At 42.4% G+C, this 25,621-nt stretch carries 28 protein-coding genes; 10 read left to right on the top strand and 18 right to left on the bottom strand.

Features of this window, described 5'->3' with window-relative positions:
• Positions 1 to 41: 41 nt before the first annotated feature.
• From zupT to M2448_RS18095, 4 genes are all read left to right on the top strand, one after another.
• Complete coding sequence (gene zupT / locus M2448_RS18110; RefSeq protein ID WP_280647550.1) at positions 42 to 836, top strand: zinc transporter ZupT; 795 nt, start codon at positions 42 to 44, stop codon at positions 834 to 836.
• Positions 837 to 862: 26 nt separating this feature from the next.
• Complete coding sequence (locus M2448_RS18105) at positions 863 to 1,042, top strand: hypothetical protein (protein ID WP_280647549.1); 180 nt, start codon at positions 863 to 865, stop codon at positions 1,040 to 1,042.
• A 310-nt stretch (positions 1,043 to 1,352) separates the two neighbouring features.
• Positions 1,353 to 6,914: an MG2 domain-containing protein gene (locus M2448_RS18100; RefSeq protein WP_280697204.1), complete on the top strand. Its 5,562-nt coding sequence runs from the start codon at positions 1,353 to 1,355 to the stop codon at positions 6,912 to 6,914.
• 80 nt (positions 6,915 to 6,994) lie between these two features.
• Positions 6,995 to 7,843: a hypothetical protein gene (locus M2448_RS18095; protein WP_280647547.1), complete on the top strand. Its 849-nt coding sequence runs from the start codon at positions 6,995 to 6,997 to the stop codon at positions 7,841 to 7,843.
• 140 nt (positions 7,844 to 7,983) lie between these two features.
• Here the strand turns inward: M2448_RS18095 and M2448_RS18090 are convergent, their stop codons facing one another.
• From M2448_RS18090 to M2448_RS18030, 13 genes are all read right to left on the bottom strand, one after another.
• Positions 7,984 to 8,436 carry a DUF3788 family protein gene (locus M2448_RS18090; protein WP_280647546.1) on the bottom strand — a complete coding sequence of 151 codons (453 nt, stop codon included), beginning with the start codon at positions 8,434 to 8,436 and terminating at the stop codon, positions 7,984 to 7,986.
• 36 nt (positions 8,437 to 8,472) lie between these two features.
• Positions 8,473 to 9,666 carry an MFS transporter gene (locus M2448_RS18085; RefSeq protein ID WP_280647545.1) on the bottom strand — a complete coding sequence of 398 codons (1,194 nt, stop codon included), beginning with the start codon at positions 9,664 to 9,666 and terminating at the stop codon, positions 8,473 to 8,475.
• 129 nt (positions 9,667 to 9,795) lie between these two features.
• Positions 9,796 to 10,524: a hypothetical protein gene (locus tag M2448_RS18080; RefSeq protein ID WP_280647543.1), complete on the bottom strand. Its 729-nt coding sequence runs from the start codon at positions 10,522 to 10,524 to the stop codon at positions 9,796 to 9,798.
• 14 nt (positions 10,525 to 10,538) lie between these two features.
• Positions 10,539 to 11,414 carry a carbon-nitrogen hydrolase gene (locus tag M2448_RS18075; RefSeq protein WP_280647542.1) on the bottom strand — a complete coding sequence of 292 codons (876 nt, stop codon included), beginning with the start codon at positions 11,412 to 11,414 and terminating at the stop codon, positions 10,539 to 10,541.
• Between the two features lie 23 nt (positions 11,415 to 11,437).
• A complete protein-coding gene (locus M2448_RS18070; RefSeq protein WP_280647541.1) occupies positions 11,438 to 11,662 on the bottom strand; it encodes a hypothetical protein in 225 nt (74 codons plus the stop codon).
• 18 nt (positions 11,663 to 11,680) lie between these two features.
• Positions 11,681 to 11,992: a hypothetical protein gene (locus tag M2448_RS18065; protein ID WP_280647540.1), complete on the bottom strand. Its 312-nt coding sequence runs from the start codon at positions 11,990 to 11,992 to the stop codon at positions 11,681 to 11,683.
• Positions 11,993 to 12,075: 83 nt separating this feature from the next.
• Entirely contained in the window at positions 12,076 to 13,113 is a 1,038-nt protein-coding gene (locus M2448_RS18060; protein WP_280647539.1) for an agmatine deiminase family protein, read from the bottom strand.
• Positions 13,114 to 13,152: 39 nt separating this feature from the next.
• Complete coding sequence (pgeF, locus tag M2448_RS18055) at positions 13,153 to 14,082, bottom strand: peptidoglycan editing factor PgeF (RefSeq protein WP_280647538.1); 930 nt, start codon at positions 14,080 to 14,082, stop codon at positions 13,153 to 13,155.
• Between the two features lie 17 nt (positions 14,083 to 14,099).
• Positions 14,100 to 14,339, bottom strand: coding sequence for a YtxH domain-containing protein (locus M2448_RS18050; protein ID WP_280647537.1), 240 nt, complete (start codon positions 14,337 to 14,339; stop codon positions 14,100 to 14,102).
• Positions 14,340 to 14,364: 25 nt separating this feature from the next.
• The gene (locus tag M2448_RS18045; RefSeq protein ID WP_280647536.1) at positions 14,365 to 14,613 is read right to left on the bottom strand and encodes a GlsB/YeaQ/YmgE family stress response membrane protein; all 249 of its coding nucleotides are present in this window, start codon (positions 14,611 to 14,613) and stop codon (positions 14,365 to 14,367) included.
• A 189-nt stretch (positions 14,614 to 14,802) separates the two neighbouring features.
• Positions 14,803 to 15,087: a transcriptional regulator gene (locus M2448_RS18040; protein ID WP_280647535.1), complete on the bottom strand. Its 285-nt coding sequence runs from the start codon at positions 15,085 to 15,087 to the stop codon at positions 14,803 to 14,805.
• Complete coding sequence (locus tag M2448_RS18035) at positions 15,080 to 15,700, bottom strand: hypothetical protein (protein WP_280647534.1); 621 nt, start codon at positions 15,698 to 15,700, stop codon at positions 15,080 to 15,082. The genes M2448_RS18040 and M2448_RS18035 overlap by 8 nt, the downstream gene beginning before the upstream one ends.
• 75 nt (positions 15,701 to 15,775) lie before the next feature.
• Positions 15,776 to 16,210, bottom strand: coding sequence for a DUF2141 domain-containing protein (locus tag M2448_RS18030; RefSeq protein ID WP_280647533.1), 435 nt, complete (start codon positions 16,208 to 16,210; stop codon positions 15,776 to 15,778).
• A gap of 182 nt (positions 16,211 to 16,392) precedes the next feature.
• Between M2448_RS18030 and M2448_RS18025 the strand changes: the two genes are divergently transcribed.
• A complete protein-coding gene (locus tag M2448_RS18025) occupies positions 16,393 to 16,617 on the top strand; it encodes a DUF2007 domain-containing protein (protein ID WP_280647532.1) in 225 nt (74 codons plus the stop codon).
• A gap of 77 nt (positions 16,618 to 16,694) precedes the next feature.
• Here the strand turns inward: M2448_RS18025 and nagB are convergent, their stop codons facing one another.
• The 3 genes from nagB to M2448_RS18010 form a co-directional block, all read right to left on the bottom strand.
• Positions 16,695 to 17,492, bottom strand: a complete 798-nt coding sequence (nagB, locus tag M2448_RS18020) for a glucosamine-6-phosphate deaminase (RefSeq protein ID WP_280647531.1) — start codon at positions 17,490 to 17,492, stop codon at positions 16,695 to 16,697.
• A 103-nt stretch (positions 17,493 to 17,595) separates the two neighbouring features.
• Entirely contained in the window at positions 17,596 to 19,578 is a 1,983-nt protein-coding gene (locus M2448_RS18015; protein ID WP_280647530.1) for a glucosamine-6-phosphate deaminase, read from the bottom strand.
• 49 nt (positions 19,579 to 19,627) lie between these two features.
• Positions 19,628 to 20,452: an ROK family protein gene (locus M2448_RS18010; protein ID WP_280647529.1), complete on the bottom strand. Its 825-nt coding sequence runs from the start codon at positions 20,450 to 20,452 to the stop codon at positions 19,628 to 19,630.
• Between the two features lie 734 nt (positions 20,453 to 21,186).
• On the opposite strand from M2448_RS18010, the gene rbfA reads away from it, so the two are divergent.
• Both rbfA and M2448_RS18000 read left to right on the top strand, forming a co-directional pair.
• Positions 21,187 to 21,540, top strand: coding sequence for a 30S ribosome-binding factor RbfA (gene rbfA / locus M2448_RS18005; protein ID WP_280647528.1), 354 nt, complete (start codon positions 21,187 to 21,189; stop codon positions 21,538 to 21,540).
• A 2-nt stretch (positions 21,541 to 21,542) separates the two neighbouring features.
• Positions 21,543 to 22,760, top strand: coding sequence for an FtsX-like permease family protein (locus M2448_RS18000; protein WP_280647527.1), 1,218 nt, complete (start codon positions 21,543 to 21,545; stop codon positions 22,758 to 22,760).
• Here the strand turns inward: M2448_RS18000 and M2448_RS17995 are convergent.
• Together M2448_RS17995 and M2448_RS17990 are read right to left on the bottom strand one after the other, a co-directional pair.
• On the bottom strand, positions 22,755 to 23,240 hold the full coding sequence (locus M2448_RS17995; RefSeq protein ID WP_280648046.1) for a GNAT family N-acetyltransferase: 486 nt from the start codon (positions 23,238 to 23,240) through the stop codon (positions 22,755 to 22,757). The genes M2448_RS18000 and M2448_RS17995 overlap by 6 nt on opposite strands.
• Positions 23,241 to 23,244: 4 nt before the next feature.
• On the bottom strand, positions 23,245 to 23,655 hold the full coding sequence (locus M2448_RS17990) for a hypothetical protein (RefSeq protein WP_280647525.1): 411 nt from the start codon (positions 23,653 to 23,655) through the stop codon (positions 23,245 to 23,247).
• 148 nt (positions 23,656 to 23,803) lie between these two features.
• Here M2448_RS17990 and yihA point away from each other — a divergent pair, with 148 nt between their 5' ends.
• From yihA to M2448_RS17975, 3 genes are read left to right on the top strand one after another with little or no spacing between them, the layout of a single operon-like run.
• A complete protein-coding gene (yihA, locus tag M2448_RS17985) occupies positions 23,804 to 24,409 on the top strand; it encodes a ribosome biogenesis GTP-binding protein YihA/YsxC (RefSeq protein WP_280647524.1) in 606 nt (201 codons plus the stop codon).
• Positions 24,406 to 24,888, top strand: a complete 483-nt coding sequence (locus tag M2448_RS17980) for a nucleoside deaminase (RefSeq protein ID WP_280647523.1) — start codon at positions 24,406 to 24,408, stop codon at positions 24,886 to 24,888. The genes yihA and M2448_RS17980 overlap by 4 nt, the downstream gene beginning before the upstream one ends.
• Positions 24,889 to 24,928: 40 nt before the next feature.
• Positions 24,929 to 25,573: a carbohydrate-binding family 9-like protein gene (locus M2448_RS17975; protein WP_280647522.1), complete on the top strand. Its 645-nt coding sequence runs from the start codon at positions 24,929 to 24,931 to the stop codon at positions 25,571 to 25,573.
• Positions 25,574 to 25,621 lie beyond the last annotated feature (48 nt).

The following is a 25,621-nucleotide window of genomic DNA, read 5'->3' as shown; positions in this document are numbered from 1 at the left end:
GCGTATATTTGCATCGGCTTTTTAACATTCGGAATACAAGAATGACCGAACAGAACATACTATTGGCTTTTATACTCACTGCTGTTGCCGGATTATCCACTGGTATCGGCAGCCTTATCGCGCTGATAGCCAAGCATACCAACACCAAATTCCTGTGCGCTTCTTTAGGATTCTCAGCAGGCATTATGCTCTATGTTTCGTTCATGGAAATGATACCTCAGGGAAAAATAGAATTGATATCCGCGTTCGGCGAAAAACTGGGAACATTATATCTCATTCTCGCATTCTTCGGTGGTATTGCGCTTATCAACCTGATAGACTTCCTTATTCCCGAATCGCTGAATCCACACGAAATTCAGGGTGTAGAGGACATGAATAGCAAAAGTTCGCTGAAACGTACCGGCATTGTAGTTGCCCTGTCCATTGCAATACACAATTTCCCCGAAGGAATCGCCACTTTTACGTCGGCTTTGGGTTCGCTCGATGTAGCTATCCCCATCACCATAGCTATTGCCATACACAACATACCTGAGGGAATAGCTGTAGCAGTTCCCATCTATCATGCTACAGGCAGTCGCAAAAAAGCTTTCTGGTACTCCTTTGCTTCCGGGCTGGCTGAACCTTTCGGCGCACTTATCGCCTATCTTTTCCTCATGCAGTTCTGGACTCCGGTGATGAATGGTATTATACTTGCCGCCGTATCGGGCATTATGGTATTTATTTCCCTTGACGAACTATTACCCAGCGCCGAAAAGTATGGAAAGCACCACATCTCCATTTCGGGGTTGGTTGCCGGAATGTTAGTAATGGCTTTTAGCCTGTATCTGTTTGTATAATTATCACAATAAACGACTACACACTTATGAAAAAATGGGGTATTGTTTTAGTCGCCGCCGCCACAGTGCTTGCTCTTGCATCTGCAATTCTTATCTTCTTTTTCGATCATGATGTAATAGGACTTATAAGTGGTGCATCAGCTTTAGCCCTTACAGGTGCATCTCTGATAATACGCTCTAAAAAGAAACAGGGAAAAGCAAAATAAGCCCGATCTGTCTACAACATTAATGTTAAAATAAACAAACAAATCGTAACGCCGGTTTTAACAAAAAGATCACTTTTGCCGATCAAATCGTTGTTTTTATCACTCACAAGCCCCACAGACAGCGCGTTTTGAGAGATGTATATTCTGCTTTCAAATTAACATTATCTGAAATATTCTTATATATTTGCATATCAGAGCCCGTTTAAATTTGAACAAAGAAAAAGACATCACAAAATATTCGTATAAAATTTAAACAGGCTCCAAGTCTGTATTCCCAATATTGCAATTACAAAGCACAAATATATATCGTATGAAAAAACATCTGTTCCTCGCCGGTTTCTTTATTCTGTCGTGCCTCTTCCTACTCAATTCATGTAAAAGAGGCGGTTCCCGGGATATAAATCCCGAGTTTGCAAAATATATTGCAGCATTTACCTACGGTCAGATAACATCGTCATCTGAAATACAGATCGAGTTAACACAAGACATCCCCACTGTGGAACTGAATAAGGAAATAGATCAGGAAATGTTCAAGTTTACCCCATCTATAAAAGGAAAGGCATACTGGACAAGTACCCGCACTATCAAGTTCGTACCTGAGCCGGGAGAGCTTAAGCGTGGACAGGAATACGAGGCATGGTTTCATCTCGATAAAGTGCTTAAAGTAGAGAGCGATTTCAAAGACTTCTACTTCAACTTCCATGTGCCTGAACAGAACTACACCGTATCACTCATGCCATACTCATCCATTAAGGACAATGACCTGATATGGAATGTAGTACAGGGCACAGTACAGCTTGCTGACAATGCCGATTTGGAGAATGTAACGAAGATGTTTACACTCACAGGCCCTAATGCGAAGGATGCAAGAATAAAAATAAGCCCTACCGAAGCAAAAGGGCGATTCAATCTGACTATCGACAGCTTGCGCCGCGATCAGACTGATCTGGAATACACATTGCATGTCAACGGAGACCCTATAAAAGTGAAGAAAAGCGAGGAAATTAAAATCGCCATTCCCAAGATACAGGATTTCTCAGTAATAGATGTTGCCACCGAATACAGCCCACAAGAATGTATCCGTGTAACGTTCAGCGATCCGCTTTCGCTCAATCAGAATATACAGGGGTTGATACGTCCGGGAGAAGTTGAAAATTTCTCTTTCGACATACAAAAGAATGTGCTGAGAATATATCTGGATAAAACGACAAGTGGTACCAGCATAGAGCTCAAAATATTCAAAGAACTCAAAAGCGCAGGTAACCGTACCCTTGCCGAAGATTATACAGCTGCTATCAATATAGAAAGACATAAGCCTGAAATAAAGCTCGTAAATTCAGGCAATATACTACCCAACTCGAACAATCTGATAATTCCGTTTCAGGCCGTAAACCTCTGGGCAGTAGATGTGAAAGTAGTAAAGATATTCGAGAATAATATCTTGGGGTATCTTCAGGCCAACGACTTCGGAGAAAGCGATGAGTTGAAGCGTTTCGGACGGCTTATACTGAAAAAACGCATCCGTCTCGATGCCGATCCTACACTCAAACTGGGTGAATGGAATAACTTCTCTCTCGATCTGTCAAAGATGATCAAACAAGACCCGGGAGCCGTTTACCGCCTCGAATTTACAATGAAGAAAGAGTATTCGCTCTATCCTTGCGATGGCATGACTCCGCAGATTCCGGAAGAAGCCACTCTTGAACACTTCGATGAAATAAGCGAAGCTGAAGAAGCCAGATGGGATAAACCAGGGTACTATTATTATGATGAGCGCAACTGGGACGACTATGTATGGGCAGAAAGGGACAATCCGTGTCACCCAACCTATTTCATGGAGAAATCCTCCGAAACATGTATGGTACTGGCATCCAATATAGGTATTACGGCAAAACTGGGCTCGGACAAGAAAATGACAGTTGCTCTTACTAATATACTAACGACCAGTCCGATTTCAGGTGCAACAGTAGATATATATAACTATCAGATGCAACGTATCGGTAGCGGAAAAACCGATGGAAACGGATTTTCTGAGATAGATTACAAAAATGGTGTACCTTTTGCCGTGATTGTTTCACACGAAAAAGAGAAGGGCTATCTGAAAGTCACATCAAATCTGTCTCTGTCTCTCAGCAATTTCGATGTGAGCGGCAAGGAGATCAAGAAGGGACTGAAAGGCTATATCTACGGCGAACGCGGCGTATGGCGTCCGGGAGATTCCATATTTGTAACATTCATTCTTGAAGATAAAGCCAAAACACTACCTAAAGACCATCCGGTTTCACTGGAACTTTATACCCCGCGCGGACAAATGGCTCAGCGCTATGTATCTACATCGGGCAAAGACGGATTCTATCCGTTCCGTATGGCTACAAATGCCAATGTTATCACCGGAAACTGGCAGGCACGTGTGAAAGTAGGCGGCGTGACATTCTACAAAACACTGAAAATAGAAACTGTAAAACCAAACAGGCTTAAAATCCGCCTCGATGTAGGTGATATGGTAGACGCCAGTTCAGGCACATTTACAGGCTCATTGTCTTCGCAATGGCTTCATGGTGCACCGGCATCCAATCTGGCTGCTAAGGTGGAAATGACATTAAGCAAGGCCTATACACCATTCAAGGGATATGAGAAATATTCGTTCAACAATCCTGCATCCAATTTTGCGGCAGACACATATACTATCTTCGATGGTAAGCTCGATGCTTCGGGTAATGCTTCGGTCAGGGCTAACCTGCCACAGGCTGCCAGTGCACCGGGTATGCTTAAAGCCGATTTCATATCACGTGTATTTGAGACGGGAGGCGATGCCAGTATTTACACCCAGACAGCTATTTATTCGCCGTTTCCTGCATATATCGGGATCAAATCTCCGGCAGAAACCGAACACGGATGGCTGGAAACAGACAAAGACAATTCACTTGACATTGTTACCCTGAACGCAAAAGGCCAACCGGTGAACAGGGCAGACCTCAAAGTGAAAATATATAAGATAGACTGGGCTTGGTGGTGGAACTCAAGCGACAACCTGTCTTCTTACGTCAATAATACTTCGACTAAAGTTATTCTTGACGAAACTATAGCCACAACCAATGGAGGTAAAGGGAAGGTCAAATTGCGTGTCGATTATCCCGAATGGGGACGCTATCTGGTAATGATAGAGGATAAGCAGGGCGGACACATATCCGGAAGGGTATTGTATGTAGACTGGCCGTCGTGGAGAGGACGTTCCGACAAAGAAGATCCTAGTGGATTGACAATGCTTTCGTTCACTACCGATAAGCAATCGTACAAGGTAGGTGAAAAAGTCACCGTCAATCTGCCGAAAAGTTCTGACGGGCGTGCGCTTATCAGTATAGAAGACGGTTCGCGCATCATCACTAAGAACTGGGTAAATACAAGCGCGAAAGAAGACACCAAGTACTCATTCACCGTTACGGAAGAAATGGCACCGAATTTCTACATATTCGCCACACTGTTGCAACCGCACGCTCAGACAAATAACGATTTACCGATACGCTTGTATGGAGTATTGAATATAAATGTAGAGAATAAGGACACACAGCTTACCCCTGTTATAAATATGCCTAACGAGCTACGCCCTGAGAAAGAATTTACCGTTTCGGTATCTGAAAAGAACAGAAAGGATATGACTTATACTCTCGCCATTGTAGACGAAGGCTTGCTAGACCTTACATCGTTTAAAACACCGAACGCATGGAGCGATTTCTATGCACGTCAGGCACTGGGTATACGCACATGGGATATGTTCGATATGGTAGTAGGCGCGCAAACCGGAAAAATGGGACCACTTCTCAGTATCGGAGGTGACGAAGCACTGAAACCGGGCAACAATACTATGAGCCGCTTCAAGCCTGTGGTGAAGTATCTGGGACCGTTCTCACTGAGTGGGGGAAAAACAGACAATCATAAAATTACACTGCCATCATACTTTGGTTCGGTACGTGTAATGGTAGTAGCCGGAAATGCGAAAAGCGCTTACGGAAATGCAGAGAAAACTGTGCCTGTACGCAATCCGCTGATGATACTATCTACACTTCCGCGAGTTGCAGGGCCTGACGAAGAGATACTGCTTCCTGTCAATGTCTTCGCTATGGACAAGAAAGTGAAGAATGTGACCGTAAATATCCAGTCGGGCGGACTGTTCCAATTCACTGACGGAACAAGCAAATCGGTTACATTTACCGACACAGGCGACAAGATGGTGTACTTCAAAGTGAAAGTCGGTAAAAAGACAGGATTTGAGAAAGTTGTGATTAAAGCTACAGGTAGCGGCGAATCTGCTACCGAAACTGTAGATATCGAAATACGCAACCCAAACACACCTATATTGATGACATCGCAGGCACTGGTTGCTGCTAACGAATCTTCGGAAATGAGTTTGACATTCGACAATATCAAGGACGGAGACTGGACACGTCTAGAAGTATCGCGCATGCCGGGTATCGACTTGGGTAAGAATCTCGACTTCCTGCGCTATTATCCTCATGGATGCTCGGAGCAGGTAACATCGAAGGGATTCCCGTTGTTGTATATTGAAAACTTCCGCGCACTGACCAATGCCGAAAAGGAGACGATGAACAATCATATCAAAGAAGCGATAAACATCATTACATCGCGTCAGTTGAGTGACGGTGGTATTGTGTACTGGCCGGGAGACTGTTACCCGAACGAATGGGTGACCAGTTATGCAGGACATTTCCTTGTAGAGGCACAACGTGCAGGACGCGATGTACCGACTTCGGTAATAAACAAGTGGAAACAATTCCAGAAGAAATCGGCACAAACATGGAACAAGCAGGATATATACAATACATACTACAGCTATTCGATGAGTGACCTGCAACAGGCATACCGTTTGTATACGCTTGCACTGGCAGGTGAGCCTGAACTGGGAGCAATGAACCGCCTGAAAGAAATGGCGAATCTGTCTACGCAGGCACGCTGGCGACTTGCTGCGGCGTATGTACTGGCAGGTAAAAAAGATGCTGCCAACCAGTTGATAAACAATGCAAACGATCAGATCACAGGTTATACTTTCAATAACAACACCTATGGTAGTTCGAGCCGCGACATGGCCATGATTATGGAAACATACCTGTTGTTAGGCAAGGTAGACAAAGCACTAGCGCTGTCGTTCAAGATATCGGAAAGCCTGAGCAACCGTTACATCACCACCCAATCAGCAGCATACGGGCTGATCGCTATGTCGAAACTGGCAGAGAAAATGGGTAAGGGCACGATTGCTTACGACTGGACACTGAACGGTGTGAAGCAGCAAACGGTCAATTCAGGAAAGGTATTCCAGGAAATAGAGATCAAACCACAGGATAAGATCAATGTTTCGTTCCAGAACAAAGGACAGGGACAGTTATATGTCCGCCTCATCGGACGCACACAGCCGTTGGTAGATAATAGTCCGGCTCTGAACAACGGAGTAAATCTCTATGTGAAATATGTGAATGAAAACGGTAAGGATATAGACATCACTTCCCTGAAACAGGGTACGGAATTCTATGCCAGCGTCATTGTACAGAATGTCTCGGGACAAGTACTTACCGATATGAACCTGAACCAGATATTTGCGTCGGGATGGGAAATATTCAACAACCGGCTATTCAATCAGACAGCAAACAACACAGCCGCATCATACAACTATCAGGATATAAGGGACGACCGTGTATATACATACTTCAATATCGGCTCGGGATATTCTATGGCATTCAAGGTAAGATTACAGGCTGCATATTGCGGACGGTTCTACCTGCCTGCCGTATCGTGCGAAGCCATGTACAGCCCTACCGAACAAAGCCGGACTACCGGACAATGGGTTGAAGTAAAGCAATAAACGAATAAGGAAGTAATACAAAACAAAATAGGGTATTTATCAAATAAATGCCCTATTTTTGTATCAGTTTATCCCATTATATGAAAAGAGCAGTTTGTACATTCGGCAGTTACTACCTCACAGAAGGCTTTCCCCGTTTCAGAAAGATGACGGAGGAAATGAATATATTCGACGATATATATACTATCTGCGAAAAAGATCTGGACAAGGACTTCTATAAACGATGGGGACGCTACCTCATCCCTTATTCCAGAGGTTTCGGTTATTGGTGCTGGAAACCTTATTTCATTCTGAAAATATTGGAAAAGATGGAGGAGGGAGATGTACTTTTGTATTCCGACATAGGCTGCTATTTTAATCCTAACGGACGAGATCGGCTATTGGAATACTACGATATTGTAGACAAGACTCCAACAGGCATTCTAGGGGTGAAAAGTCAGGAGCAAAGCTACAATGGCATGCCCGAAACCCTGTATTACGAATACGAATGGACAAAAGGCGATGTGTTTGCTTATTACAATGTATATGATGACAAAGCATATACGCACACACCGCAATTCGAATCAACGATTATATTCTTCAAGAAAAGCCCTACAGTTATGCAATTTGTACAGGACTGGTATCAGGCTTATCTCGACGATTACAGTCTTGCCACCGATTCACCGTCACGCGTACCCAACCTACCCGGATTTAAGGAAAACCGCCACGACCAGAGTATCTACTCTATACTAGGCAAAAAATACGGCATAGCCGAGATTTCCACAAATGAGATTTTTCAGCGCGATTGGTCATTACTCGACAAATACCCGATACAGGCACGCAGGGATAAATATTATACGAGCAAGTACCACTACAAACACCGTTTCAGATTACGGAAACTTTACCGAAGATGGTGGAATTTTAAATATTGGTTCAAAGACAGGTTTTAAAACGCATCGTCTTCTTTCGCTTTTGGCATTGCAAAACTCATCAGCAAGCCTATATAAAGCCACTGATTAATCCGCCGATCTGTGCGGCATTATCGGTCTGTGCATCTGTGTTCCTCAGGTGTTTGTTTCCATCGATCCTGTCAACTATCTCTCCGCTTCACAGATTTCTTGATCATTATCATTTTCTCCAGTTCGGTAAGCTGAGTATTATCTTTTAAGGTAATGAGCATCCATCGCCCATCGTGAAGCTGCGGGGTATTGTCGAAAATCGTAGTCATTTCTGAACTGAACTCTTCCTTATGTGCTTCGAAAGTAATCACCTCTTTTTTACCATACACCAATACGACAGAGAAAGCGTTCTTTTCGGGGAATATGGAAACCAATGTCTTTCCGTTTTTACGGTAACGTAGCATAACGCCGAACCTTTGTCCGCCGAAAACGATCTGTTGCTCGAAGTTATAATTCTCATCCAGAAAACTGAGAAGGGCATCAAATGCTTTTACAGCCTTAGCTGCTTTGATAAATTTTCTTATTTCAGCCATATCGGGCAATGGCTCTTTTCTGTAAATTCTATCAGGTAATTGTGTTTCCATGAAAAACTGGTTTGTTAAAACAACAAATATAATGAATTATTTATATCTCAATCTATTGCAAAATAATAAATGGACTACAAGACATAAAACAACAAACATACCTCCGACAGTGACAACACCCGTCCAGCCATAGTATTGCCAAGCTTGTCCGCCGACTAATGTACCGAGCGAACCACCGATAAAATAGGACACCATATAGACCGTATTCAATCTATTGGCCGCTTCGGGATGGGATGAGAACACGATTGTCTGATTCGTTACATGCATTCCCTGCAACCCCATATCGATGAATATGATACCGATAATAAGCCCTATATATGAACTGCCTACTACCCCGAATATCACCCATGAGAGGATCATAAGGCTACAGGATATGGCGATAAGGATATTCTTATTTACTTTTCCCGAGATATAACCACCTAAAGATGCGGCCAAAGCCCCTGCAATACCTACGAGTCCGAGCATACCCGCTACATCGCTCCCCTGAAAGAAGGGTGCCTGTTTGAGACGGAATGTAAGGGTAGTCCAGAAGATGGAGAATGAACCGAATCCGAGCGCCCCACGCAATGAGGCCAGACGAAGAGCTGGTAAGTCTTTTGTATAACGGGCAATGGAACGCATCAACTGACCGTATGTGCCGCTGAATGTAGGGCGCATATCGGGTAGCAGCCATGCTATCAGTGCAGCCATTACAACCATCATCCCCGCAGCGATATAAAATACTTCGCGCCAACCGAGATATTCACCCACAAGACCGCTAAACACACGAGAAGCCAATATACCGACAAGTAATCCGCTCATTACAATGCCTACGTTCTTACCCTTGTCTCCGGGACGGGACAGTTGCGCGGCAATGGGGACAAACACCTGAGGTACAACAGACGTAAGCCCGATAAAGAAACTGGCTGCGATCATCACCGCTAGCGATTGGCTCAGGGCGAATACCAACAAGGAAGCTATTATAAAGACAAAGTCAATCAGTATGATCCTCTTCCGCCTGTACATATCGCCCAGCGGAATTATCAGCAGCAATCCGGCGGCATAGCCTATCTGGGTAAACATGGCTACCTTACTGGTGGCAGCCTCCGACTCGCCCAACTCCCGCGCTATCATACCCAGTAGCGGCTGATTGTAATAATTATTGGCTACGACAAGCCCCGCTCCGATTGTCATCAACCAGAGTGTACTTTTAGTCAGATATTGTTTGTTTTCGTCTTTGATTAGTGGCATTAATATAATCTTCTTTACAAAACAGCTTTTAGTTACTAGATAGAATAAAAGGTAACAAAGGTAACACTTTTGCACTATTCCTAATTCTTGCCACTTCTCCTTTGCTAACTGTTGACTGTATAGATAATTTTATTCGGAATACTCCACATTCAGTATCCAGTTGCGTACCATTTCTTTATCGAATATCTTACCGATAACCCTGTATTTGGAGTCGTTCAACGGATTTTGCCCGACCAACGGTTCGGACATAACACCAACTTTGGGCCGGTAATAGTTGGCATGTACAAAGGTCATTTTGCCATCAATATAGTAAATATAGCCCACGTGCATATCAAGACCGACAATGTACAAGCCTTCTCCTTTGGCTTCAATATAGCCTATAACATCTTTCATCGGCTTTCGTTGAAAACGCTTGATGTCGGTACTTACTTTCTTTATGAGGTATTCGGATGCCTGTTGCGCCCATTTGATACGTGGAATATTGAAACCCATATCGCGCAGTGTGGTAGTCACAAAGTAGCCACAGGCAATGCTGCCCTCGCGCGGTGTCTGGCTATGTCCGTGAAATGTCCAAGGGGTATTATACCATGAGCGGAAGAAGTCATCAGAGATGGTTAAAAGATAGTCTTGAGCTTCGTTCAGTATCTGCTCTTGCTTGTCTTTATCGTCTTTATATTTGTCATAGGCTACACGAAAGGTATCTCTTTTTTCGAGTGCTTCCTTTTTCAGTTCGGCATATGGTTTTACCTGTTCTTCTATCCTTTCTGTCCACAATTCGACAGCCTTCTCTCTACGTGATTCGGACGAACAGGATAGAGAAAATAAAAGAATAAGCAGTAGTAAAGCAATGTGTTTCAAAACTGTATATATTATTAGTCTCTGAACCGCTTCGTTATATCACCGAAAGCATCGATACGCCTGTCGCGGAAGAACGGCCACCAACGGCGCACCTGCTCCGAACGTTTCATATCTATTTCTACTATCTGTACTTCTTCTTTATCGTTGCTCGCCTGCCAGAGTATTTCGCCCTGTGGCCCAGCTACAAAACTGTTACCCCAGAAAGTAATGCCATTGGTCTGCCCCGACGGATCGGGTTCATAGCCTGTGCGGTTTACCGAAACTACATGTAGTCCGTTAGCTACGGCATGCCCGCGTTGTGATATTGTCCATGCACCCAGTTGGCGGTCTTTTTCGTCCTGTGCATCGGTCGATTCCCAACCGATAGCGGTAGGATAGATCAACAGATCGGCTCCTGCCATTGCCATCAGACGGGCAGCCTCAGGATACCATTGATCCCAGCAAACGAGAACGCCGAGTTTTCCCAAAGATGTTTCGATCGGCTGAAAACCCAGATCGCCGGGTGTGAAATAGAATTTTTCGTAATATGCCGGATCATCAGGTATGTGCATCTTTCGGTATTTGCCAGCGATGGTTCCGTCTTTTTCGAGAACGACAGCCGTATTGTGATAAAGTCCTGCCGCACGGCGTTCGAACAGGGAAAGTACGATAACAACCCCTAGTTCCTTTGCCAAAACGCTGAACTGATCTGTAGACGGGCCGGGAATAGTCTCAGCCAGATCGAAGATATTAGTGTCTTCTACCTGACAGAAATACAGGGAGTTGTGCAATTCCTGTAAAACAATCAGTTGCGCACCCTGCTTTGCTGCTACACGTATTTTATCTTTGAGTCCCTGTATATTCTTCTCTATATCAGAGCTATTTGCTTGTTGTATAAGTCCTATTTTCATGAATTTATCTATTATGATCTGTTTTAATCCGGTAATTTAATAGTATCGGGAGACATTTCTATATGTTTCTCAAACTCTTCTATCCTCAGTTTTATATCATCCAGAAATTCCTGTGTGCAACCTGCTTTCTCAGCATCCAGATAATACTGTCTGAGTAAAGGTAAGAATAATATGTCGTTACCCGAAAATACCATTGCTGGCACATCGTTCTTTATACACCGGAACAATAAGGCTTTCTGATCTTTCATAACCTATATGAATCTTGCCTAATCTAAATATTTCTTTTGAACAGCCTCATAGAATTCCTCTTCAGTATATGCCCCTTTTGCGTTTAAGACTGAAACATATCCACTTACTATCCCTTTTGATAAAAGGGGATGATCATCTCCTTTATATATAATATAGGTTTGAGGTGTTATATCACAGTAATCAGAGATTGGTTGTAAATCAATTTCTCTATTATCTAGTTTTAGCTTATCCAACAACCTATTTATTTGATTTATATCCGGTCTTATAACTAATGACTTACCTTTTGGTTTTAAATTATAAGGAAATAAAAAGTATTTTATAGTTTTCATAGCATTATTTATTATTGTTATTTATTTTTTATCGAACAGTCCTGTATTACTTCCTATTTAAAGAGTTCATTCGTTTATTTAATTCAAACAAACCCTTCGGGATATTGCATCGTTATACAATGTAGTGACCCATGCTGACGAATCAGCGGAGAACAATCGACACCTATCACTTCCCTGTCGAGAAAGGCTTTCTGTAACTGCAAGCGTGCTTCCTCATCCCTCTCCTTATCGTTATAGAAAGGTACAAGCACTGCACCGTTCAGAATAAGGAAATTGGCATAGGTAGCAGGCAATCGTGTATTATCTTCATCATAAACAGCCTTTGCCATCGGTAACGGAATCAGGTCGTAAGGCTTGCCCCTGTAATCGGTAAATGTTTCCAACTGGGCTTCCATCTTATTCAGTGCATCGTAATGCTCGTCCTCCTTGTCATCACATTTTACATACACAATGGTATGTTCGTCACAGTAACGTGCAAGCGTGTCGATATGGCTATCGGTATCATCACCGGCAAGGTAACCATGATCGAGCCACAGCACACGATCGAGTCCGAAAACTTCTTTCAGATAATCTTCTATTCCATCTTTCGACAGGTAAGAATTTCTGTTCGGCGACAACAGGCACTCCGATGTGGTGAGTAATGTACCTTTACCATCAGATTCCAATGCACCGCCTTCGAGGACAAAATCTTTGCGGTTATCGAGTTCGACATCGTCACAGAATATTTTTTGTGCATGAAGCCCTCTGGTAATCTGGTTATCAAGGTCAGATGCAAATTTCAGTCCCCATCCGTTGAAAGTGAAATCGTAGATATGCTTCTCTCCGTTCTTAAAAACGGAGATACCGCTGTGGTCGCGCGCCCATGTATCGTTCGTTGGCAACTGTACACAAATAAGGTTATCGAACAGGTGCTTATAATCCTGCAACTGATATCTTACCAGATCATCGTCGTGGCAGACAACGACCAGTTTTTGCCTTTTCAGTATTTCCACAGCGATCCGGATATAACAGGCTGTTACGTCTTCTATCATATATTCCCAGTCGGTACTCAGGTGTGGCCATGTAAGCTGTATTGCGCTCTGAGGATACCACTCGGGAGGTAAAAGTATAGGGTGAGTCATTTTAGTTTTCTTTTTTATGCAAAGCAAAAATACAAATAATTATCTTAAAATTCCACCTGTCACCATCCTTCCGGAATGTATAGTCTGGCGGCGTGCCGAGAAGAATCGGTCCGAATCGGAATAGGTACAAAGGTCTGTACTTTCTATATTCTGTGCGAGCACACCCAGATCAGTAAGCACTAGTCTGTTTGCCATACGAAGGTCGATGTGCATTTTACGCGAATCGGGATTTCTGTATGCTATTTCGTCTATCGGAAATCCTGCTTCGCGAAAAGCATCCACGACCTCCTCTCCTACTTCAAAGTGTTTCTGCGAAATGCAAGGAGCGATACCTACTAACAGATTTTCGGGACGACAATCGTAAATAGCAATCATCTTCTGTACCGTCTTTCCCGCAATCTTAGCCTCTGTACCCTTCCATCCGGCATGTATAGCTGCAAAAACCTGCATCTGCGGATCGTATATGAGGATAGGAACGCAATCGGCTGTAGTAACGCCGATACTAATATCTTTGCGGTCGGTGATCAGAGCATCTACTCCGTTCAGGCGAGTATATTTATCATTATCGCTAAGGTTCAGGAACTCCTGATCTATCACACATACTTTATCACTATGTGTCTGGTATGGTACAAACAGATTGTGAACGGGGATATTCATTGTCGAAGCCAATATCTCCCTGTTGCCATATACATTTTCAGGATTATCGCCTGCATAAAATCCCAGATTGAATGTTGCATAGGCATCTTCACTTACACCACCGTTTCTGGTTGTTGAGAAATGGAAAAGTCCTTCCTGCTGCAATAGATCGAATTGCAATAGTTCTACATTATTTATAGTAATCAGTTTCATTCCGCTTAGTTTACAATCTACATATACAAAGAAACAGAATCCGACCGATATTACATGATCGAAAAACATAAATTCCCCTAAAAATATGAGGGCATCGATATCTATCGATGCCCTACGCATATTATAGCCTCATTTATTTACTCGCTATCTCTACTTAGTCTTTCTTTTCCGGCCTGAAACTCTTGTTCTACACGGTCTTTGATATACTCAGCCTGGTTTTTGCCTACATCGACAGCATTTTTCAGGTTCCGTTTTGTTTTGTCGGCAAGTCTGCCCATATCATCACAGAAACCATCGAGTTTACCTTCTCTGTACAGTTTATATACTACTGCACCTACTGCCAATCCTACGGCAGCACCAATCAATACTTTTTTCATAATTATCTGTTTTTATGTTATTGTACTATTCCTTTTTCTTGAACAGGGATATGATCCACAGCAAAGCTACGGCACCTACTGTAGACATTACAAGAGTACCGACAGTACCATTAACACCTATACCCAGAAGCGTAAAAATCCATCCTCCCAACAATCCGCCGACAAGACCGACAACAAGGTTGAGCAGCAGTCCGAAGCCGCTTCCTTTCATTATTTTCCCTGCTATAAAACCGGCTGCGATACCGATAATAATCGACCAAATAAGATTTCCCATAATACTTAAAGTTTGATATTTAATAATTTGTGATATATGGTAGTTTGACTGTGTTACGGCTTCAACTATTACATATCTTTTTTAATATAACGCCGAAAATGTTAAAAATGTTTCGTCTAAGATACATTATTTTTCTAAAAAAAGGATTATGATTCTTCTCATAATCCTTTTTATGTACAAATAAATAATTTATTTTTTTATATAATCCTGCAATGCTTTAACGTATTTGTCGAAAGCCTCTACCCCGAAAAGAGTTATCTTGCATACCGTCCGCGGTTTTTTACCATCTATAAACTTTCTGACAGTAATATATCCAGCTTCATTTAGTTTGTCTATCTGCACACTCAGATTTCCTGCTGTAGCTCCTGTCTTCTCTCTGATAAAGACAAAGTCGGCCTCCTCTACCGATAGCAACAATGATACGATTGCCAGCCGGAGTTGTGAATGCAACAGGGGATCGAGTTCTTTAAACATTTTTTACAGCTTTACTATTAAGAATATGTCCGGGTACTACAAATCCGAGAATCATACAGATTGCCAGAACTATAAACTGAAGATTGAGGTCTGTTACCAGCGGAAATACAATACATATCAGAGCCCCTATCCAGAATACGATAGCTCCTATGCGAAAGGGACGAAAGCGGCTTGTTACTGCTGTTATATATTGTGCTGCACCCATCATTATCAGTATTACGGGAGTTATAAGCACTGTCAGCATCCACCCATTATAAAGCAGAGCAAACCCAAACACGCAGGCCAGAAACAGAACAACCGAATAAAAGAATGTAATCCATATGGTTGATACTATTTTATCTACATGCGTTCTTACGAGTGACTTCCGATCTATTCGCCGGCTGATAATAAAGCATCCGACCGACATAGGTATTGTAAGTAGCCATATCCAAAATGCCTTATATGCCAGAGTTCCCATTTCGAGCAAAATAAAATTCAGTATAGCGATTACAGCGACTGTATATCCTGCAAAAATCATCGTATTTGCCGAGCCTTTCTGAATATTGTTTTTAGCCTGGGCTATCATCTCATTGATAAGGTTCAGACTTTCTTGTTTTGTGAAATTCTTTTCCATAATTCTCCTTTATTTTAGGATCTCAACAATCCGGTATCTTTTTATTACAGAGAAACCAAACAAAAATAGTGTTATTTATTTAATAGCGGAAACGAGTTTAACGGATATCACAGTATTTCCTTTCACCTCGAACTTGCATTCGTCGAAGACCGGAGGACGTTGTAGCGTGGCAGGGTCTACATTATTACTGAATCCGTATTTCTCTGTTGGTATCCCATACTCACCCAGATCTAGTTTTCCATTGGCATTTTCATCATAAAACATTGCAACGCCGTATTCACCTGCCTCCAGGTCTTCGAACGTCACACTCACCGTTTTATCTGTTACATCCGCTATTTTACCGTCGACTGCCTGACTGCTCAGGAAAGGCACTTTAGAGTCGAACAAAGCGACATATAATTTCCCCGAAGTATTATCTAAACCTGTTACATCTATCGATACACTGTTTTGAGCATTTACTGAGGCAAATATAATTCCCAGCAAGAAACTAATTAATATAAGCTTTTTCATAATTACAGTTGTTTTTAGTATTAATATTTTGTGTGTTTATCTTTAAAGATGCCACAAATATAAACTAGTTTATTTTATAAACCAAATTATTTTATAAACAACTGTTTATAAAAATTCAAATATTGTATAATTCAAAGGTTTTATGTACATTTATAGAGAGTATTAACTAAAGGTAAATAACTATGGATGAGCTTGTAACTGTAAAAACATCTGATTTTGAAGCCGATCTGGCTATTGCAAGATCATATTTACTAGACAATGGAATAGATTGTGTAGTGAATGGGGAATATATTACCATATCGCTGCCCGAAAGTAATTCGGCTCGATTGCAAGTGCGGTCGGAAGACTATAACAGGGCTAAGGACTTGTTGATCAAGGGAGGATTTCTTCAAGGGGAGGAAGTATAAACTACCTATGCATATAGACAACAAAGGGTCGGATTCTATTTTCCGACCCTTGTTATTATCTACAAGTAGACATCCGATCAGATTGCCAGATTATCTTTTTCTATATCTTTGAAGTATTTGTATGTACCTACTTTCAGTTCATCGGTAGCAGCTTCGTCACATACGATAATGCCTTTAGGGTGTAACTGCAATGCGGTGATAGTCCACATCTGATTCACCGCCCCTTCTACTACCTGAGCCAGAGCCCTTGCCTTGTTGTGCCCGTTTACCATTATCAATACTTCTTTCGCATCAAGGATAGTGCCCACTCCTACCGTTACCGAAGTCTTTGGAACTTTGTTCACATCGTTATCGAAGAAGCGCGAATTCGCTATAATGGTATCCTGTGTCAATGTCTTGATACGGGTGCGCGATGCCAAAGACGAGCCGGGCTCGTTGAATGCGATATGCCCGTCAGCACCTATTCCGCCCAAGAACAGATCTACTCCGCCTACAGCCTTCATTTTGGCTTCGTATGCAGCACATTCGGCTGTGAGATCTGTAGCATTACCATCCAGAATGTTTACATTGGCAGCATCGATATCTATATGGCTGAAGAAATTATCCCACATAAAGGTATAATAACTCTGCGGATGATTTTTAGGAAGCCCTACATATTCATCCATATTGAAAGTCACTATATGCTTGAACGAAACCCGTTTTTCCTCATAGTGTTTTATCAATGCGTTGTACATACCCAGCGGGGACGAGCCGGTAGGTAATCCCAATACAAATGGCTTATCTGCTGTAGGTTTAGCAGCATTGATCTTAGACACTACATAGTTGGCAGCCCATTGCGACAGGGAATCATAATTCGGTTGGATAATCAATCTCATGATACGTTATTTATATTATGTTATATTTAGTATTAGTCAGTAACAAAACAAACCTTTCAAAGATAATATATTATCCTGAAAGGCTTGCTTTCGGTTATTATAATTATAAAGGATGATATTCTACAAAGGCTTCGATAGCTTCGTACGATGCCAGTCCCAACAAATGGTATAGCTCGGCTGTAGCCTTGTTGCGGTCTTCGGAACGTTGCCAGAACAAACGTTCGTCATTGCCTAAGAACGGAGCACTTTCCATCTGCGACTGGTGTTTCAGTATCGCATTTCTTTTTGAACGTAATTCTTCCGGCGAAATAGGGACAGCCATTTCTATATGGTCTATCTCCCACTCAGCCCATGCACCACGATACATCCAGAAACGGCAGTCTTTAAGCCATTCCGCACCTTTCAGTTCATCTACTGCTGCAAGGATAGCATCGAGACACACTTTGTGTGTTCCATGAGGGTCGGCAAGGTCTCCGGCTACGAATACCTCATGTGGCTTCACTTCACTAAGGTAGGCTTTTACTATCTCCACATCTTTCGCTGATATAGGGTTTTTCTTTACACGTCCTGTTTCATAGAACGGAAGGTCGAGGAATCTGACATTCTTTGTATCCATACCTACATAGCGGCAAGCAGTCGTTGCTTCCTCGCGTCGGATATATCCTTTCAGGAACAGAATGTCAGGTGTATCTATATCACCTTCTTTCTTATCGTGCAACAAGTATTGAAGGATTTCTGCATATTTTTTCTTCATTACTTCGTTTGACGGATCGTATTTACTTCTCACATCTTCGAGCAACGAAACGTAACGGATCACTTCTTCATCACCTACGGCAATATTTCCCGAAGTCTGGTATGCTACATGCACATCGTGTTTCTGGTCTACGAGGCGTTTGAATGTCCCCCCCATAGAGATAACATCATCATCGGGGTGCGGACTGAAAACAATCACCGTTTTAGGATATGGCTTCGCTCTTTCGGGGCGATTGGTATCATCGGCATTCGGTTTTCCGCCCGGCCAGCCTGTAATGGTATGTTGCAGGTCGTTGAAAATCTTGATATTTACATTGTATGCCGAACCGTAAAGGGCAAGCAGTTCACCCAGCCCATTGTCCTGATAGTCTTTATTGGTAAGTTTCAGTATCGGCTTATTCACCTTGAAGCACAACCATACGATTGCCCTGCGGATAAGTTTACTAGTCCAGTCACAGCTTGTCACCAGCCAAGGGTGGTTGATACGTGTAAGCTCAAATCCGGCATTCAGGTCGATATGCACACTTGCATTTCCATGAGCCTGAAGGCAGGATGCAGGTACGGCATCGGTCACTACTCCTTCCACCACATCTTTCACACTCTTTGCTTTGTCTTCGCCCCATGCAATCAATGCAATTTCTTTTGCTTTCATTATGGTAGACAATCCCATTGTAACGGCACTAGGCGGTACCAGGTCGAGAGACCCGAAGGTATTTATAGCTTCTTTTTTCGACTGCACATCGAGCAAGATCAGGCGCGTTTGCGACGTCATACTCGAACCGGCGATATTGATACCGATATTACCGGCACGCCCTAAGCCTAACAGCAGATAGTCGATTCCACCTACTTCCTGTATTTTTTGCTCGTATTCGCGGCAGTAGTTCAGTATCTCTTCTTTAGGGACGAATCCATCCGGTGAATATATATTTTTAGGGTCTACATCAACAAAATCGAGCAACGATTCCTTTATCAGCCGCAGGTTACTGTTAGACTGTGCCACTAGCGGATAGAACTCGTATATATTGAATACAATAACATTTTTGAAGCTCAATCCTTCTTCCTTGTGGAACCGGATAAGTTCCGAATATATCGTTTGCGGCGAATGTCCGCCAGGCAGAGCCAACACGAAGTTTTCACCTTTGGCTTGTTTCTCTTTAATTTTACGGGCAATATCTCCGGCTATCTGTAGCGAAGCTTCGGTAGACGATTCATAAATGTGGGTGGGCACTTTTTCGAAACGGGTGAGTGCTGACAACTCAAACTCATTTTCGGGACGATAGTAGCGTTGGGGCACTCTATCTAATACGATCTGTGAACTTAAATCTAATCTCATTTTAATGTTTTTATATATTGTTTTTAGATGTTGTAGGCTATTTCACTATTTAAACGACGAGAGCTGCTGCTCCCAGAAGATTGATTTCCTCTTTTTTTGAACGTAGTATCTTTATCCTATCTACAGTTTCGGCAAAAGGGAAACGGGATACGCTTTCAAACATACTTTCGGCAAACAGGTCGTATCCTGTAGTAATGTCTCCGCCCAGAATTATTGCTTGCGGATCGTATGTGAACAGGATAGTTTTTATAAGCTCCCCTATATGCCCGCCCAACTCGTTCCATAAGGCCAGCATTGCCAAATCGCCCTGCAAAGCCAGTTCGTAGGCTTCTTTTGCCGTAGTATTATTCTTTACAAAGAATTTCTGCCCGCAGTAACGCTCAAAATCAGAATGCAGGTACGGAAGGCTACCGATTTCTCCTGCACCGGTATTATTACCTATATACAGTTCATTATTAATAATGATACCCGTCCCCACGCCAATACTCAGTGTAACGCACACAATGTCGCGGTATGTAGTACCTTCTCCGTAATAGCGCTCACCAAAAGCGAAACAGTTAGAGTCGTTGTTAACAAAGACCGGCATTCCGAATTCTTTCTGAAGAATATCTTTCAATGGGACTTTCTGCCATGAAGGAATATTTATCGCATTCTGGACTATGCCCTTATCTGTTTTCACAATACCCGACACTCCGATACCGATACCACGAATATTCGAATTGATTATTTGATTGATTTGCTCTATCAGTTGCCCGATAATCGCATCTTGCGATTCATCCGCTTTTGTAGGTGCAACAAGTTTTCTGTAAATAAGACCGCCATCCACGATTCCCAACCTCATACTTGTGCCGTCTATGTCTATCCCGATTCTCATAATAAATAAGATATAGCGTATTTATTCAAAGCAGACTTATAGTTTCTTATACCAATAAAAACAATTATTTCATTGCTTTAGTTCTTTTTTGAAACATATATAATACCACCTTATTGTTTTTCATTCACCAGATATATTACAAATATATGGATCAAAAAACAAAGAGGAGTATATTATATGTTAATTAACATTTTAAATTCAGCTAATTCTGAATATGAGGCGACCGCTATCGCTTCATTCGTTAAAAAAGCTTCGTAAACCATTCTTAAATTGCTGTTTTCGGAAAAGGTTAGAACCACTTTCATGGTATACGGTCGGAAGAAAAATAAATACTCATTCGCACTGTTAAATTTACATAAAACAATCTCTTTATCTGAAAAGAAAAAATTTATCTATAATATATCAATGTGCTAATCAACTAACGCCTAACAGTGTGAGGGCGATCTGCTGACATGCCACTGGTAGTGATCGTTGAAGAAACAGGAGAATGTGTAATGATTGTCAGGTTTTAGTTAAAATTTCAATTGCCTCCTGCTTTAGCTGGAGGGTAGCCAGATCGATAAACAAAGGGCTTTAGCCAAATGGACTTCGACTAAAGTCTTCTTAAGGGCAACTAGCATTCCACGACTTAAAAGTCGTGGCAACTAAAAAAAGTATCAATATAGAAATAGAGGAAAAGTGTCAACTTTTTGTTAACTGAAAAATATTACCTTTGTAAGCTAAAATATAAAATAATGGATACAACCAGACAACAAAAAATAAACCGCCTTATCCAAAAGGAGCTAAGCGAAATATTCAGAAAGCAAACCCAGCAAATGCGCGGGGTACTGGTTTCGGTGAGCACAGTACGCGTGAGCCCCGATCTGGGACTGGCTAAAGTATATCTGAGTATTTTCCCTTCCGAACAAGGGAAAGAGATTCTGACCAATATAAAAACGAATGTAAAGACTTTGCGCTTCGATCTTGGACAGAAGGTAGGAAAGCAACTGCGAATAATACCCGAACTGTCGTTCTATTTGGACGATTCACTCGACTATCTGGAAAATATTGACCGCCTGCTGGGTTCTGATAATAATAAAGAAGAGTAAGCTTGAACCTGCCGCTGCACATAGCCCGCCGTTATCTTTTTGCAAAAAAATCGCATAACGCTATCAATGTCATATCGTTCATATCGGTATGCGGTATCACTGTGGCTACATTGGCGCTTGTGTGCGCGTTATCCGTATTCAACGGTTTTACGGGAGTGGTGGCTAATACATTCAGCGACTTCGATCCCGAATTGCAGATAACACCCGCGAGCGGAAAAGTGTTCAATCCATCCTCACCTGCCATAGAACAGATAAAGTCTTTGCCCGAAATAGAATTTACCTCCGAATCACTCGAAGAAAATGCACTGGTTACCTACGGCGAACGTCAGGAACCGATTGTACTGAAAGGAGTTTCTCCCCGTTTCAAAGATCTAGCCAATATAGACAAAGTCATTATAGACGGGAAGTTTATGCTACGTGAGGGCGATGTAGACAATGGGGTGATAGGAGCCGGACTGGCTATGTTTATAGGTGTACGTGCCAATTTTGTAGATCCGGTAGAAATATATGTACCGAAACGCAATGTACGCGTCAATCCATCTAACCTGTCTACAGATTTCGACCGCGCAAGTGTTTTCATTAGTGGTGTATTTGCGCTCAATCAGGTTAAATATGACGATCAGATGCTTATTATACCCATCGAGATGGCTCGCGAGCTGTTGCGTTACGAAACAGAAGTATCGTCTATCGACATAAAGGTGAAGAATGGAGCCAACGTAGAGGATGTACATAAGAAGATCAGTGCTATACTGGGCGACGATCTGCTTGTAAAAAACCGCTTTCAGCAGCAGGAAGACCTTTACCGTATGGTGAATATAGAGAAATGGGTGACTTTCCTTATACTCGGCATAATACTTATCATTGCAGTATTCAATATAGTGGGCTCACTGTCTATACTCATCATCGAGAAGAATGAGGATATAGGAATACTGAAAAGTCTGGGAGCAAACAAAACTCTGATATCCCGTATTTTTCTTTTCGAAGGATGGTTGATTACGCTCATAGGTGCTGTTGCCGGTATCATACTTGGAGTTTGCTTATGTCTGTTGCAGCAGCATTTCGGACTGATCGGTCTGGGATCTTCTGCCGGACAGTTTGTAGTAGATGCCTATCCGGTAGAAGTGCAACTTCCCGACATAATACTAATCTTTGTCACAGTGAATGTTATTGGCTTTCTGGCTGTACTATATCCTGTAAACAATCTGCGCAAACGCCTATAATATCAGTTGCCAGAATTCTACGTCTATCAGCTTCCCGAACTTGATGCCCGATTCGCGGAAATTCCCGATAAGCCTGAACCCGAACTTTTCGTGTAGACGACGGCTTGTATCATTGGGCAGCGATACTACACCTATCAGTGAATGCAGATTGATCCGGCGTGCTCTTTCTATCAGCTCGGCATACAATAGGCTACCCAGACCACTGCCTGTCAGTGTATGATCAAGGTAGACACTGGTTTCGAGTGTGATGTTGTAAGCCGCGCGTTCGCGCCAGTTGCTCAGGTAAGCATAACCTGCGATCTCACCGTCCTTTTCGTAGACAAAGAAGGGGTAGCCTTTTGCCTGTATCTTCTCTATACGCCTCCGCATATCGTCTTCGCTCACAAGGTCGTATTCGAAGGTGATGATTGTTTCAGCTGTGTAGTAGTTATATATTTCCGCTATACGCTTGGCATCAGCGGCCGTAGCCTCCCTTATCATCGGACTATTCTCCGGTATAAGGTGGAATTTCCTGCCCCTGATTGTCGACCGGAGTAGCGGCGACAATGCTGTCCACTATATACTTTGTATAGCCTCTCCAAGGCAATGCACCATAGTATTCCTTATAGTGCAGTTTTACATTCTGGCCGCTCAGCGACATCAGTTGTTGGTACAGGTCTTTGTCTTCTACCGAAAACTGAAACTCGTTGGATTGCAACCCTTGTGTTCCCGGACGGAATCCCGATTGTATCAGTTCGCCTTCGTATGTTTTGAAGATAATTCCTTTATGTTTCACATTGTTCAGTATTCCGGCTTTCACTCCCGAATCACTGAATGGCACATAGTACCATATATAGCCGAATACAAGCAGCCCGGCGATTAGGACTGTCACGATCAGGAAAAGAATCTTTTTCATACTTTATTATTAATATTGATTAATCAGGTGTTAAAAACAATAGTCTAAGATGTTTTGTTCAGAAGACAAAGATATTCATATTTTTAGAGTATTTTTGCAGGAGCGTTAAAATTATAGGATAATAAATCAAATAAAGAGAGAGGGATATATGATCATAAAAGACGCACAATTTGTAATGAGTAATACCGACTACCGGAAATGTCCGCAGGACGGTAAGCCCGAATATGCATTTATCGGACGTTCCAATGTTGGTAAATCTTCACTTATAAACATGCTGACCAACCGCAAAGGCCTGGCAATGACATCTTCTAAACCGGGGAAAACCCAACTGATAAATCATTTTATAATCAATAACGAATGGTATCTGGTCGACCTGCCCGGATATGGCTACGCACAACGGGGCAAAGAAGGCAGAGAACGGATCAGGGTGATTATAGAAGATTACATAATGGACAGGGTAGAACTCACCTGTTTGTTTTTGCTATTGGATTGCCGCCACGAGCCGCAAAAGATAGACATGGAGTTTATGGAGTGGCTGGGCGAGGAAGGAATACCTTTTGTTATTGTGTTTACCAAAACAGATAAACTGAGCAAGTCTCAACTGAATAATAACCTGAAGCTATATACCGATAAACTGAAAGAAACGTGGGAAGAACTGCCACGTATCTTTTACACATCGTCGGAACACCGTCTGGGTGGCGATGAAATACTAGATTATATAGATGAGATAAATAAAAGCCTGAAAGTACAATGAAAAAGCAAAAAGATATACATGCAGAATATATGGTGAAAGCCATAAATCTGGCAAAAAGGAGCGTGGCAAAAGGCGGAGGTCCTTTTGGTGCAGTAATAGTAAAGGACGGAGTTATAGTAGCGCAGGGTAGTAATTGCGTTACGCTGAATAATGACCCGACGGCTCATGCCGAAGTGATTACTATACGCAAAGCCTGTAAGAAACTGCAAACATTCGACCTCTCGGGCTGTGAAATATATACCTCGTGCGAACCCTGCCCTATGTGCCTGTCGGCTATCTACTGGGCGCATATAGATAAGATATACTACGGATGTACAAAAGATGACGCGAAGGATATAGGCTTCGACGATTCTTTTATATATGACCAGATAGATCTGAAACCGGAGAAACGGTCGATACCCGCCGCTAATATTCTCAGAGATCAGGCTCTTGGTGCTTTCCGTCTGTGGGACAGCAAAGAAGATAAAACAGAATACTAATACATATTAACCTAACCTTTTAAATCTAACCTTAAAAACCATGTTGTTTGTACCATTTATTACCGTTGCCGATGTCAACACTCCTGCTCTTATAATAGAGAGTATGCAAAACGTTCAGGGAAACAGTCTGTCTTACGTAAACTGGCCTGACGCGTTTCCCGCTAAGCCCGAAGTCTCTTTCAAAATAGCGCATAGCGGAGAATACCTGTATCTGAATTTTTTTGTAGAAGAAGCTGAGATAAAAGGAGTAGTAACAGAAGACAACGGACCGGTATGGACAGACTCATGTGTGGAGTTTTTCTTGTCTCTGGGTGATTCTCCGTATTATTACAACGCCGAATTTTCATGCATAGGCACAGCGCTTTTGGCATATCGTAAGGGACGCGCAGGAGCAGTACATGCTACACCTGAGGTAGTAGGCCGTATCAAACGCTATCCTAGTCTCGGTACGGATGTAATAGAAAAGCAAGAAGGCGACTTCAAGTGGAGTTTGTTGGTTGCAATACCTGTGTCTGCCTACTGGAATTCGGGGCTGACAACATTTAAGGGAGCGAAGGCAAGGGCTAATTTCTATAAATGCGGAGACGACCTTTCCGTACCGCACTATCTGTCTTGGAACCCAATCCTTACCGAAAAACCGGACTTCCATGCGCCTCAGTATTTCGGAGAGCTTGCGTTTGAATAAGAAGCCTATTATGCAAAATAAACCGATATTTTTTGTAATTCTATTCTT

Source organism: Dysgonomonas sp. PF1-14, from assembly GCF_029892965.1.
Taxonomy (GTDB): domain Bacteria; phylum Bacteroidota; class Bacteroidia; order Bacteroidales; family Dysgonomonadaceae; genus Dysgonomonas.
Note: the sequence above shows the minus strand (reverse complement) of the source record. Positions and strands in the feature narration are given on the sequence as shown.